11 protein-coding genes, 1 tRNA gene and 1 pseudogene are annotated in these 12517 nt (G+C 66.2%); 3 read left to right on the top strand and 10 right to left on the bottom strand.

Annotation, left to right across the window (positions count from 1 at the left end; all coding sequences use genetic code 11):
• Positions 1-2: 2 nt before the first annotated feature.
• The 10 genes and pseudogenes from dapE to rpmH form a co-directional block, all read right to left on the bottom strand.
• Positions 3-1157, bottom strand: coding sequence for a succinyl-diaminopimelate desuccinylase (gene dapE, locus ACVILH_RS04825; RefSeq protein WP_456711873.1), 1155 nt, complete (start codon positions 1155-1157; stop codon positions 3-5).
• Positions 1158-1216: 59 nt separating this feature from the next.
• Complete coding sequence (dapD, locus tag ACVILH_RS04820) at positions 1217-2062, bottom strand: 2,3,4,5-tetrahydropyridine-2,6-dicarboxylate N-succinyltransferase (RefSeq protein WP_456711872.1); 846 nt, start codon at positions 2060-2062, stop codon at positions 1217-1219.
• Between the two features lie 357 nt (positions 2063-2419).
• Complete coding sequence (locus tag ACVILH_RS04815) at positions 2420-3115, bottom strand: pyrimidine 5'-nucleotidase (RefSeq protein ID WP_456711871.1); 696 nt, start codon at positions 3113-3115, stop codon at positions 2420-2422.
• 204 nt (positions 3116-3319) lie between these two features.
• On the bottom strand, positions 3320-4384 hold the full coding sequence (locus ACVILH_RS04810) for a DUF1036 domain-containing protein (protein ID WP_456711870.1): 1065 nt from the start codon (positions 4382-4384) through the stop codon (positions 3320-3322).
• Positions 4385-4464: 80 nt separating this feature from the next.
• On the bottom strand, positions 4465-5361 hold the full coding sequence (gene argB / locus ACVILH_RS04805) for an acetylglutamate kinase (RefSeq protein WP_006609577.1): 897 nt from the start codon (positions 5359-5361) through the stop codon (positions 4465-4467).
• 75 nt (positions 5362-5436) lie between these two features.
• Entirely contained in the window at positions 5437-5805 is a 369-nt protein-coding gene (locus ACVILH_RS04800; protein WP_456711869.1) for a DUF423 domain-containing protein, read from the bottom strand.
• Positions 5802-6467, bottom strand: a complete 666-nt coding sequence (yihA, locus tag ACVILH_RS04795) for a ribosome biogenesis GTP-binding protein YihA/YsxC (RefSeq protein ID WP_456711868.1) — start codon at positions 6465-6467, stop codon at positions 5802-5804. The genes ACVILH_RS04800 and yihA overlap by 4 nt, the downstream gene beginning before the upstream one ends.
• A gap of 138 nt (positions 6468-6605) precedes the next feature.
• Positions 6606-8472: pseudogene (gene yidC, locus ACVILH_RS04790) on the bottom strand (membrane protein insertase YidC).
• A 22-nt stretch (positions 8473-8494) separates the two neighbouring features.
• Entirely contained in the window at positions 8495-8911 is a 417-nt protein-coding gene (rnpA, locus tag ACVILH_RS04785; protein ID WP_456711867.1) for a ribonuclease P protein component, read from the bottom strand.
• A 31-nt stretch (positions 8912-8942) separates the two neighbouring features.
• Positions 8943-9077 carry a 50S ribosomal protein L34 gene (gene rpmH, locus ACVILH_RS04780; RefSeq protein ID WP_006609582.1) on the bottom strand — a complete coding sequence of 45 codons (135 nt, stop codon included), beginning with the start codon at positions 9075-9077 and terminating at the stop codon, positions 8943-8945.
• Between the two features lie 505 nt (positions 9078-9582).
• Between rpmH and ACVILH_RS04775 the strand changes: the two genes are divergently transcribed.
• The 3 genes from ACVILH_RS04775 to hisC all read left to right on the top strand — a co-directional run bounded on the left by ACVILH_RS04775 (position 9583) and on the right by hisC (position 12505).
• Positions 9583-11058 carry a sensor histidine kinase gene (locus ACVILH_RS04775; RefSeq protein WP_456711866.1) on the top strand — a complete coding sequence of 492 codons (1476 nt, stop codon included), beginning with the start codon at positions 9583-9585 and terminating at the stop codon, positions 11056-11058.
• Positions 11059-11261: 203 nt separating this feature from the next.
• Positions 11262-11338, top strand: a tRNA-Arg gene (locus ACVILH_RS04770).
• A gap of 93 nt (positions 11339-11431) precedes the next feature.
• Positions 11432-12505 carry a histidinol-phosphate transaminase gene (gene hisC, locus ACVILH_RS04765; protein ID WP_456711865.1) on the top strand — a complete coding sequence of 358 codons (1074 nt, stop codon included), beginning with the start codon at positions 11432-11434 and terminating at the stop codon, positions 12503-12505.
• Positions 12506-12517: the final 12 nt, after the last annotated feature.

Below are 12517 nucleotides of genomic sequence, written 5' to 3'. Positions count from 1 at the left end.
GCTCAGGCGAAATAGCGATCGAGAATGCCGCGATAGATCTTGGTCAGGGTCGCGATGTCGGCTACCGAGGCGCGCTCGTCGATCTGGTGCATGGTCTGGCCGACCAGGCCGAACTCGATCACCGGGCAGTAGCTTGAGATGAAGCGCGCATCCGAGGTGCCGCCCGTTGTCGAAAGCTCCGGCTTGCGCCCCGTCACGCTTTCGATCGCAGCGACCGCAAGATCGGTGAACGGACCCGGCTTGGTCAGGAAAACGTTGGAGTTCGACGGCAGCCAGTCGATGCGGGCGCGGATGCGGTTGCCGCAAGCTTTTGCAAGCCGCTCCTCGACCAGCGCGCGTAGCGAGTCCTGCGTATGGCAGTCATTGTAGCGGATGTTGAACTTCGCCCGGGCCAGGCCGGGAATGACGTTGGTCGCGGTGTTGCCGACATCGACGGTGGTGAATTCGAGGTTCGACGGCTGGAATTGCGCGCTGCCATTGTCCAGCGGCTCGTCCGAGAGGGCCACGATCAGGCGGGAGATGTCCGGCACTGGGTTGGAGGCGCGGTGCGGATAGGCGACGTGGCCCTGCTTGCCCTCGACGATCAGGGTGCCGGATTGCGAGCCGCGGCGGCCGATCTTGATGCAGTCGCCCATGACTTCTTGATTGGACGGTTCGCCCAGCACGCAATGATCGAACTTTTCACCGCGCTCCGCTGCCCATTGCAGCAGCTTGATGGTGCCGTTGATCGAGACGTCCTCCTCGTCGCCCGTGATGAGGAACGAGATCGAGCCTTTCGGCTGACCGCCATTGTCGCGGAGATAGTCCAGCGCCGCGGCGACGCTGCAGGCGATGCCGCCCTTCATGTCGACGGCGCCGCGGCCATAGATGTAGCCGTCCTTCACCTCGCCGGAGAAGGCGCCGAGGCTCCATGCGGCTTCATCACCAGGCGGCACCACGTCGGTGTGGCCGGCGAAGGTGATGTGCGGTCCTTCGGTGCCGATGCGGGCGTAGAGATTGTCGATGTCGGCGGTGCCGGCTTCCGAGAACGTCACGCGATGCGTCGTGAAGCCCGCATCCTTCAGCAGGGCTTCGAGCACGCCAAGCGCCCCGGCGTCGGCCGGGGTGACGGAGGGGCAGCGGATCAGATCACGGGTGATGGTAAGGGCATCGGTCATGCCCTCGCTTATCATGGCCGTTCGGGCGGCGGCTAGTGCGGCCGCCCGGGCCTGGACGATCAGTCGCGCAAGAGCTCGTTGATCGAGGTCTTGGAGCGGGTGCGCTCGTCGACGCGCTTGACGATGACGGCGCAGGCGGTCGACGGGCCGATCTGGCCGTTCTTCATCGGCTTGCCCGGCAGAGCGCCGGGGACCACCACCGCGTATTCCGGCACCTCGCCGACGAAGGTCTCGCCGGTCTCGCGGTCGACGATCTTGGTCGAGGCGCCCAGGAACACGCCCATCGCCAGCACCGCGCCCTTGCGGACGATGACGCCCTCGGCGACCTCCGAGCGCGCGCCGATGAAGCAGTCATCCTCGATGATGACGGGGCCGGCCTGCAGCGGCTCCAGCACGCCGCCGATGCCGACGCCGCCGGAGATGTGCACACGCTTGCCGATCTGGGCGCAGGAGCCGACCGTCGACCAGGTGTCGACCATGGTGGCCTCGTCGACATAGGCGCCGAGATTGACGAACGACGGCATCAGCACGACGTTCTTGGCGATGAAGGCCGAGCGGCGCACGATGGCGCCGGGCACGGCCCGGAAGCCGCCATCGCGAAAACGGTTCTCGCCCCAGCCCTCGAACTTCGACGGCACCTTGTCCCACCACGACGCGTGGCCGGGGCCGCCGGGGATGACGCTCATGTCGTTGAGGCGGAACGACAGCAGCACCGCTTTCTTCAGCCACTGGTTGACGCTCCACTTGCCGTCCGCAGCCCGCTCGGCGACGCGGGCCTCGCCCTTGTCGAGCAGCTCCAGCGCGCTCTCCACGGCGTCGCGAACCTCGCCCTTGGTCGAGGTCGAGACCCCGTCACGGGCATCGAAGGCGCTGTTGATGGTGGATTCCAGGGCGGACAGTGACATCGGTCGATCCTCGCTTGGTCCCGGGCATGTCGCCTGGGCCGGTCATGTACGAGCAGGGTGGGGCAGGCGGGCTTTTTCGGAGTTTGGGGCAGGGGAGTCAAGGCACCCACCGCTGTCGTCCCGGACAAGCGGAGCGCCCGGCTGTCCGCTCATGCGAAGGCTCTCTCGCGCGAGCGCCGATCCGGGACCCATACCCACTGGGAGACGTGTTGGGCACATCATTAGCCAGTTGGGTGCCCCACAGATCCGCCGGTGGATATGGGTCCCGGGTCAAGCCCGGGACGACACTGAGTTTGTCGGAAGGCCGTCGCGCCTCATCTACGCCGGGCGCTTCGCCTGGCCGGGACGACGGCGACTTTAGGCGCCTACCAGCCGCTGCAAGAACCCGGTCAGATCATCCGTCACATGGTCCACATGCGGATCATAGCGCCCCGACAGCTCCCAGTCTTCGCGCACCACTTCCTTGCTGCCGTCGGGCACCACCAGCACGGTGGTCATGCCGAGGTCGTGCGGCACCACCAGATTGCGGGCGAGGTCCTCGAACATCGCGGCGCGGGTCGGATCGACGTCGTGCAGTCCGAGGAATTTGTCGTAGGTCTCGCGCGCCGGCTTCGGCGTCAGCTCGGCGGCAAGGATGTCGAACACGCCGTGGAAGTGATCGCGGATGCCGAGCCGGGCCAGCACGGCGTCGACATGATCGACCGAGCCGTTGGTCAGGATCAGCTTGCGCCCCGGCAGCTGTTCGATCGCCGCGCCCATCGCCGGATTCGGCTCCAGCGGCGAGTGGTCGATCTTGTGCACGTAGGCCAGGAAGTCGTCGGCATGCACGCCGTGCTCGGTCATCATGCCGCGCATCGTCGTGCCGTAGCGGCGGTAGTAGTCCTTCTGGATGCGGCGCGCCTCGTCGGCACCGACCTTCAGCCAGTTGGACACGAACTCGCCGATCCTCGCATCGACCTGCTGCCAGAGATTGACGTGATGCGGGTACAGCGTGTTGTCGAGATCGAACACCCAGGTGTCCACGTGATCGAAGGCGCGGGGGGATTTCGTCATGTCTGCCTCGATCGGTTCTGCCCGGCTAGGGCGGCACATTCTGCTGTCGTCCCGGCGAACGCCGGGACCCATACCGCGTGATGTCGCTTGTGGCAGGATGGCTGACGCCGGTGGCCTTCACCACGGACGGTGGTTATGGATCCCGGCGTTCGCCGGGATGACGACTGTGGGTTGGCCGGCGTCCTGGGCATCATTGAGCCAGCATCACGGCAGCGCAAAGCGCAGCGTCTTGCCGCCGCGGGTGATGTCGACGGCGGTGAAGCCGGTCGCGGTGAAGCCGCGGCTCGGGCAATCGCCTTGCTCGGTGGTCTCGAACTTGTTCTCGCGGGTGCAGAGCTGCACCAGGCCGCCCCAATTCAGCGGCTTGTTCTTCAGCTTGATGGTGCGGTTGTCGTCGTCGACTGCTTCCGCAAAGCTGTAGACCTTTTTCGGCTGCCCGGTGATGTCGGGATGCAGGCACTTGCCGGCATCGATGCGATACCAGCCGCGGCTGACCACGGTGCGCCCGTCATCGGTGCCGACCGCGGCCATGACCTTGTGCGGCGTGTCGTTGCACCAGGTCAGTCCCACAGGAGACGGAGTCTGCACGGCATCGACCATCGTGGCAAAGAAGCTCGGTTGCGAGACGACGTCGGACGCCAGCCCGCGGCTTTTCAGGAACGCGGCGAGCGCGGCCTGCGTCTTCGGCCCGTCGACGCCGTCGATCGGCGAGGCGTCATAGCCGGCGATGCCGAGCAGCCGCTGGATGCCGGCGAGCCGTGCCTGCTCATCGTCATATTCGGCGCTCTCGGCGAGATAGGCGATCAGGGTGCCGTCATCGGTCTTGGTCGGCGTCACCTGCGTGAACGCCGCCGGCGTCTGCCCGGTGCGGCATTGCCGTGCGGCGGCGATGACGAAATTGTCGGACGCCGCCACGCATAGCTGATCGTTGCCGTTCTCGGCGATCGGCGAAGCGCCATAGAGGCTGAGCGCGCGCGCATGCAGCAGGATTCGATCCGCCGTCATCGTGCCCTGCAGCACCACGCGGCAGGTGGCGGGATCGAGCCGGAACCAGCCCCGCGTCGCGGTCGCCGCCTTCTCGTCGATGCCGATCGCGGCCTCGACGACATAGCTCATGCGGTTGCAAAGCTTGAGGTCGGCGCGTGCGGGGGTGGCGGCGAGAAATGGAAGAAGCGCGACCACCAAGGCCGGCGCAACACGAGTCCAGAAAGAGTTTGTTTGCCGTGCTCTTCCCGCGTCGTCATGCCCGGGCTTGACCCGGGCATCCACGTCTCTCGCTCCGGCCTCGCCGCGAGACGTGGATGGCCGGGTCAGGCCCGGCCATGACGGAGAGAGAGGGGGCAATGTGCTCACTTGTGGATCAGCGTGCCCGTGCCCTGGTTGGTGAACAGCTCGAGCAGCACCGCGTGCGGCACCTTGCCGTCGAGGATCACGACGCCCTGCACGCCCTGCTCGAGCGCGTAGATGCAGGTCTCGACCTTCGGGATCATGCCGCCGGAGATGGTGCCGTCGGCGATCAGCTTGCGCGCATCCTTGATCGAGATTTCCGGGATCAGCTTCTTCGACTTGTCGAGCACGCCCGGCACGTCGGTCAGCAGCAGCAGCCGCTTGGCCTTCAGCGCACCGGCGACGGCGCCCGCGAAGGTGTCGGCGTTGACGTTGAAGGTCTGGCCTTCCTTCGAGGTCGCCAGCGGTGCGAGGATCGGGATCAGCTCGTAGCCGATGAGCTGGTTGAGCAGCGTGAGATCGACCTTGTCGGGCTCGCCGACGAAGCCGAGATCGACCACCTTCTCGATGTGGCTGTCGGGATCGACCATCGTGCGGGTCGCCTTGACGGCACGCACCATGTTGCCGTCCTTGCCGCACAGGCCCACGGCCTTGCCGCCGGCCTCGTTGATGTAGCCGACCAGCTGCTTGTTGATCGAGCCGGCCAGCACCATCTCGACGATCTCGATCGTCGCGGCGTCGGTGATGCGCAGACCTGCGGCGAATTCGGAGACGATGCCGAGGCGCTTCAGCATGGTCGCGATCTGCGGCCCGCCGCCGTGGACGACCACCGGGTTGATCGCGGTCTGCTCCAAGAGCACGATGTCGCGCGCGAAGGCCTTTGCGGTCTCCTCGTCACCCATGGCGTGGCCGCCATATTTGATGACGATGGTTTCGTCGTCATACTCCTGCATGTGCGGGAGCGCTTCGGACAGGATACGGGCTTGATCGAGCGGGCTGATGGTGGTCGCGTCGGTCATGTCTGGGAGGTCTCGGCTGTCGGGGGCGTCGCGCCGCGTTCTAGCCGATTGCCGGGCAGGGCGCAAAGCGCCGGATCAGGCCCGGCGCGGCCACAGCGCACAGACCGTAAGCGCAATCCAGCTTGCGATCTGCAGGCTGCCGCCGATCGGTGCTGCAAACGGAAACAGCCGGTCACCGGCGAATTGCCGCATCAGGAGATCGCCCGCGAACAGCGCCGGTCCCAGGACGAAGCCGATCGCGGCGATCAGGCCGATGCGCCTGGCCACGACGCCGCGCTCGGCCAGCGCGACGGTGCCGAGCAGCGCGCAGGCGTGGAACAGCAGCATGGTGGAGGCCGTCGCGAGCCGCGACGCATCGGCATCATGCGCGGCCTTGGCGGCCAGCGCGACGCCGGCAGCGCCCATCAGCCCGGCCAGCGCGACCAGGATTCGCCACCGCATCATGATGCGCCGCGCTCCTCGAGCAGCCGCGCCATCGCGGCGCGCAACTCGGGCATGCCGGTGCCGGAGCGCGACGACGTCGCCATCACCTGCGGGAAGGCCGCCGGATGCTTGGCCAGCGCGGCCTCGGTCTCGGCGATGCGGCTCGCGAGCTCGGCGGGCTTGATCTGGTCGGCCTTGGTCAGCACCAGCTGGTAGCTGACCGCGGAGCGGTCGAGCGTCTTGAGAATCTCCTGATCGACCTCCTTCAGCCCATGGCGGGCATCGATCAGCACATAGACGCGGGCAAGCGAGGCGCGGCCGAGCAGGAACTGGTGGATCAGCTCGGTCCAGGACGCGACCTTGGTCTTGGCGGCGGCGGCATAGCCGTAGCCGGGCATGTCGACGAGCCGCAGCGACGCATTCGCCGGTCCCTCGAAGAAGATCAGCTCCTGGGTGCGGCCCGGGGTGTGCGAGGTGCGTGCCAGCGCATTCTGGCCGGTCAGCGCGTTGATCAGGCTGGACTTGCCGACATTGGAGCGGCCGGCAAAGGCGATCTCGATCTGCCCCGACATCGGCGGCAGGCTCGCGATCGACGGCGAAGCGTGGGTGAAGCGCCAGGCCTGCGCAAACAGCTTGCGGCCCTTTTCGATCAGGCGCTCATCAGTGTCGGCGCTGGTGGTCATGAAATGCTCTCGCCTCGTCATTGCGAGCGAAGCGAAGCAATCCAGGGCTGAGCAAGGACTCTGGATTGCTTCGTCGCTGCGCTCCTCGCAATGACGGTCGCCAATGGCGCCGCCGACTTTCTCAAGCCGCCTTGGCCGTCACGCCGGCTTCTTCTTGAACGTGCCGCGGATGTTGTCGAACAACTCCACCTTCACGCCGTTGCGATGCATGATGTAGCTCTGCTGAAGCACTGACAGCGTGTTGTTCCAGGCCCAGTAGATCACGAGTCCGGCCGGGAAGCCCGCGAGCATGAAGGTGAAGATCAGCGGCATCCAGTTGAAGATCATCGCCTGGGTCGGATCGGGCGGCGTCGGGTTCAGCTTCATCTGGAACCACATCGTGATGCCCATGATGATCGGCCAGATACCGAGCGCGAGGTAGTGCCCGAACAGCGGCAACTGGGTCGGGTCGAACGGGATCAGGCCGAACAGCGTGAACAGATTGGTCGGATCCGGCGCCGAAAGGTCCTTGATCCAGCTGATGAACGGCGCGTGCCTCATCTCGATCGTGACGAACAGCACCTTGTAGAGCGAGAAGAACACCGGGATCTGCAGCACGACCGGAAGACAGCCGGCGACCGGGTTGATCTTCTCCTTCTTGTAGATCTCCATCATCTCCTGCTGCTGCTTCATCCGGTCGTCCGGATAGCGCTCCTTCAGCGCCTGAAGCTGCGGCTGGATCGCCTTCATCTTCGCCATCGAGGCGTAGGACTTGTTGGCGAGAGGGAAGAACAAGAGCTTCACCAGCACCGTCACCAGCAGGATCGAGACGCCGAAATTGCCGAAGAAGCGGAAGAAGAAGTCGAGCGCCAGGAACATCGGCTTGGTCAGGAAGTAGAACCAGCCCCAGTCGATCAAGAGATCGAAATGGTTGAGCCCGAGCTGCTGATTGTAGCCGCCGAGACCGCCGATCGGGAAGCCCATGCCGACGACGCCGGCCTCCTTGGCGCCGGCGAACAGCCGGGTCGAGACGGTGGCCGAGCCGCCGGCCGCGACGGTCCGAGCGTCCTCGACGTAATCGGTCTGGTAACGATGCTGATTGTCGACCAGCTTCGAGGAGTAGTTGGCGGTCAGGCGGGCATCCGTCATCGGCAGCAGCGCCGCCGCCCAATATTTGTCGGTGATGCCGAGCCAGCCATTGGTGACGTCGAACTTCGCCGTCTTGTCGTCGTCCATCTTCTTGTAGGTGTATTCCTGCAGGCCCTTCTCGCCGAGATAGCCGATCAGGCCCTCATGCAGGATGTAGTAGCCTGACACGTGCGGCGTGCCGTGGCGCGAGATCAGGCCGAACGGATACAGCGTGACCGGGCGCGCTGCCGGCGTTGGCGACCTCGTCCTTGATCGTGAACAGATAGTGCTCGTCCACCGAGACGGTGCGCTTGAACGTCAGGCCGTCGCTGTTGGTAAAGGTCAGCTTGACCGGGGTCGTCGCCGTCAGCGCGTTGCTGCCGTCCTGCTGCCACACCGTGTTCTGGTCGGGCACCTGGACCTTGGCGCCGGGTGCGGCGACCCAGCCGAACTCGGCGTAATAGGGCTCGGCGGTGTTGGACGGCGAGAACAGCACGATGGCCGGCGATTTCGGGTCGACCGTCTCGCGATATTGCACGAAGGCGAGATCGTCGAGGCGCGCCCCCTTCAGCGAGATGCTGCCGGTCAGCCGCGGCGTGTCGATCTTGACGCGGGGTGTCGCGGCGATCGCGGTGTCCCGCGGCATCACGCCTGTGGCGGGAGCCGTCGCACCACCGGGCGCGCTCGGGGTGCCGGAGCCGCTCGCGTTCGGCTGCGGCGTGGCCGACGGCGCGGTGCCGTCAGGCTGCGCCGGCGCCTGCTTCTTGGCGAGCTCGGCCTGCAGCTGCGCCTGTGCGCGCTGCTTCTCCATCTGCGGGCCGTTGTAGAAGACCTGCCAGAGGATCAGCACGAGGCCGGACAAAATGACGGCGAGAATGGTGTTGCGATTGTCGGTCATCGTTTTCTTATCGTCTCGTCGTTCAATCCGGTTTCACGGGAATGCGCGTGGGAGCGTGTCGCCTGCTCGCATCCGAGGTTTTGCGCGGCTGCGGCTTGATCTGCTGCTTGGCCTGCGGCCGGTCGAGGCGGCGGAGCGTCGCCTGGAGGTCGGCGAGCATGATATCGAAGTCGCGTGACAGCGCGTCCCGCCGGCCGACCAGCACATAGTCGCTGTGCGGGCGCATCGACAGGGGATCGAGCCGTTTCACAAGCTCGCGCAACCGCCGACGGATGCGATTACGCTCCGTGGCGGTGCCATTCTTCTTGGTGACGGTAAAGCCGATCCGGATCGGGCCCTGGTCCGCGCGCTCACGACGCTGGACCACGAAGGCAGGGCTGTTCGCCCGCACGCCATCGGCAACGGCGAGGAAGTCCGCCCGCTGCCGCAGCCGATCCATGATGGAAATCTCCGGGACGGACGCCCTGGCTTCAGGCGCTGAGACGCTTGCGGCCCCGGGCGCGACGCGCGGCCAGAACCTTGCGGCCGCCGGTGGTCGCGAGGCGGGCGCGGAAGCCGTGACGGCGCTTGCGCACCAGTTTGCTGGGTTGATAGGTCCGCTTCACGGGTCGATCTCCGCTGACGGGCAATTTGCCAGTTGACAACTTGCCGGCTTGAAATGTCGAGGATGTCCGGTGATGCTTCCTGGCCCGAAACGGACCGCTGCCGGCCCTGAAATCGAGCCGCCCCGGGCAAGCCGGGTCATCGCGGACGGTTGGCGCGGCTTATAAGGGAGCGTCCCGCCTTCGTCAATCGCGGCAAGACGTCCGACCGGCCGCTCGAGCGACGCATGAGACAGGGGCTGAAGCAGGCGGCGTAAGCGCCGTGGTCATCGATGCTGGTCAGCGTCCGGTCATGTGGCCAGATCAATAGCGTACAAGACCGGGACGCAAACGGAGCGCTAGACCCATGTCTCGGTCGGGCCAAGGACGATCAGGATCGCGCAATTCTGGGTTCCATTATGAACGGTTTGGAAACCTCAACATGAGCGATCCGTAATTTGACCGGACTCCGGTGCAGTCCCATCTTGCGGACCCGTAAGGGTGGGGGTGTCTCTTACAAGGGCGATACGTGACAGAGAGCGACAACCAGCCGATCCTGGAGCGTCTGCGACCGAAGCGGTCGCGCCGGCTCGGCTTGTCCGGAAAGCTGCTGCTGCTGACCATTCCGCTGGTGATGATCGCGGCCGTCCTGGTTTACGTGCCGGCCATCGCGAATTTCTGGACCAACCGCCTCAACGACCGCCTGGCCGCCGCCAATACCGCCGCGCTGGTGCTCGACGCTGCGCCCTCGGGCATGGTGCCGGATTCGCTGGCGCGCCAGATCCTGACCTCGATCAATGCGCGCGGCGTCGCCATCAAGATGGGTCAGCAGCGCCGGCTGCTCGCCAGCGCCGATCTGCCGGCCTCGATCGATCATGACTACGACATGCGCGACATGACCGTGTGGTCGTCGATCGTGAACTCGCTGAAGATGATGATGGAGACCGGCGATCACACCATGCGCGTGATCGGTCCGTCGCCTGGCCGCGCGCAATTCATCGAGGTCGTGACCGACGAGAAGCCGCTGCGCCGGGCGATGTACCGTTTCTCGCGCAACCTGCTCGGCGTCTCCCTGCTGCTCGCGATGCTGACCGCGGCGCTGGTCTATCTGGCCCTGCATTACCTGTTCGTGCGGCCGATGCGGCGGCTGACCGCGAGTCTCGTGGGCTTCCATGAGAATCCCGAGAGCGCGGCGCGAATCATCGTGCCGAGCCAGCGCTCCGACGAGATCGGCGTCGCCGAGCGTGAGCTCGCCGACATGCAGCGCGACCTCGTCTCGATGCTGCATCAGAAGAGTAGGCTCGCCGCGCTCGGCCTCGCGGTCTCCAAGATCAATCACGATCTGCGCAACCTCTTGGCCTCGTCGCAGCTGTTGTCGGATCAGCTCGCCAGCGTGCCCGATCCGCGGGTGCAGCGCTTCGCGCCGAAGCTGATGCGCTCGCTGGAGCGCGCCATCGCGTTCTGCCAGTCGACCTTGTCCTACGGCAAGGTGCAGGAGCCGGCGCCGGACCGCCGCATGGTCGCGGTGGAGTCGGTGGTGGCCGAGGTGCGCGAGACCGCGGGATTGGCGCCGGACGCCTCGATCACCTGGGTCGCGGCGATCGAGCGCGGTTTGAAGATCGATGCCGATCCGGACCAGCTGTTCCGCGTGCTGCTCAATCTGGTGCGCAATGCCGCGCAGGCCTTGGACAGCCTCGCGGCCGACGAGGGCGTGCGCCAGATCCGCATCACCGGCCGACGCGAGGGCGCGGTGGCGATCCTGGAAGTGTCCGACACCGGTCCCGGCGTACCGGCCAAGGTGCGGGAGCACCTGTTCGAGGCGTTCCGGGGCGCCGGCCGTCCGGGCGGCTCGGGGCTGGGCCTCGCCATCGCCGCCGAACTGGTGCGGGCCCATGACGGTGACATCCAGCTGGTCGAGGGCACCCTGGGCGCCACCTTCCGGATCACGATCCCCGACCGCCCGGTCGAGCTCCAGACGTTCTGGAACGAGCGCGCCAGCGCATGAGCCAGCCCGGGCGTTCCCGACGCCAAGCCGTCCGCCTCCGCCGGAGCCGTCCCCAAAAAAAGGGTCACAAAATGTCGCGCTGCAGCCTTGCCAACCGGCCTCCGAGCCGTTAGTCAGAGGCCCTTCGCAAGGCCTGCCAGCATTTGCCGCTCCGGCCTTCCGGGATCCAGCCTTCTGGCCTGGAGCCCGCCAAAAGCGAAAACGCGCCCGTAGCTCAGCTGGATAGAGCATCAGACTACGAATCTGAGGGTCGGACGTTCGAATCGTTCCGGGCGCGCCATTTGCTCATGAAACCCCATCCCTCGTATCCGTACTTTTTCTGTCGCCCGGCGCTGCGTCGGGTGCCGACGTTCGTGTCCGCTGGAGAACGGTCGTGAGTCGTTTCTGGTCAGAGCTGGCCCGCGGGCTGTCGCCCTACGTGCCGGGCGAGCAGCCGCAGATTCCGGGCCTCGTCAAGCTCAACACCAATGAGAGCCCGTTCGGACCGTCGCCCAGGGCGATCGAAGCCATCCGGGCGGCGGCGTCCGATGCGCTGCGCCTCTATCCCGATCCGCAGGCCACCCGCCTGCGCGAGGTCCTGGCGGACTATCACCAAGTCTCGCCCGCGCAGGTGTTCGTCGGCAACGGCTCCGACGAGGTGCTCGCGCACACCTTCGCCGCGCTGTTGAAGCAGTCGGAGCCGGTGCTGTTTCCGGACGTGACCTACAGCTTCTATCCCGTCTATTGCCGCCTGCTCGGGATCGACACCACGACCGTCCCGCTTGATGCCGGGATGCGCGTGCGGATCGACGACTATATCGGCCGTCCCGGGCCGGTGATCATCGCCAACCCGAATGCGCCGACCGGCATCGCGTTGCCGCTCGCGGAGATCGCGCGGCTTGCCGCGGCCCGCAGCGACACCGTGCTCGTGATCGACGAGGCCTATGTCGATTTCGGCGCCGAGACCGCCATCCCGCTCATCGCCGAGCATCCCAATCTGCTTGTGGTGCAGACGATGTCCAAGTCGCGCGCGCTGGCTGGCCTGCGCGTCGGCTATGCGATCGGCAATGCCGAGCTGATCGAGGGCCTGACGCGGGTGAAGGACAGCTTCAACTCCTATCCGCTCGGCCGTCCCGCCCAGGCAGGGGCGATCGCGTCGGTCGAGGACGAGGCGCATTTCCAGCAGACGCGTTCGGAGATCATGCGCAATCGCGCGGATCTCACCGCCGCGCTGGCCGAACTCGGCTTCGAGGTGCTGCCGTCGAGCGCCAATTTCCTCTTCGCGCGTCACCCGCACCGTTCAGGCCCAGCACTCGCGGCGGGCCTGCGCGAACGTGCGGTGCTGGTGCGCCACTTCACCGCGCCGCGCATCGCGGACTATCTGCGCATCACGATCGGCTCGGCGGCGGAGCTGGCGCGCCTGACCGACGCCTTGCGCGAAATTCTGGCGAGCCCGCAGCCCGACTGATCGCGGCCAGGC

Source organism: Bradyrhizobium sp. USDA 4353 (assembly GCF_054063215.1).
Note: the sequence above shows the minus strand (reverse complement) of the source record. Positions and strands in the feature narration are given on the sequence as shown.

Excerpts from the sequence above, each read along its gene's own strand:
- argB (WP_006609577.1), bottom strand. The coding sequence starts at position 5,361 with ATGACCGACGCGACCACCATCAGCCCGCTCGATCAAGCCCGTATCCTG.
- dapE (WP_456711873.1), bottom strand. The coding sequence starts at position 1,157 with ATGACCGATGCCCTTACCATCACCCGTGATCTGATCCGCTGCCCCTCC.
- yihA (WP_456711868.1), bottom strand. The coding sequence starts at position 6,467 with ATGACCACCAGCGCCGACACTGATGAGCGCCTGATCGAAAAGGGCCGC.
- ACVILH_RS04800 (WP_456711869.1), bottom strand. The coding sequence starts at position 5,805 with ATGATGCGGTGGCGAATCCTGGTCGCGCTGGCCGGGCTGATGGGCGCT.
- rnpA (WP_456711867.1), bottom strand. The coding sequence starts at position 8,911 with ATGGATCGGCTGCGGCAGCGGGCGGACTTCCTCGCCGTTGCCGATGGC.
- dapD (WP_456711872.1), bottom strand. The coding sequence starts at position 2,062 with ATGTCACTGTCCGCCCTGGAATCCACCATCAACAGCGCCTTCGATGCC.
- ACVILH_RS04815 (WP_456711871.1), bottom strand. The coding sequence starts at position 3,115 with ATGACGAAATCCCCCCGCGCCTTCGATCACGTGGACACCTGGGTGTTC.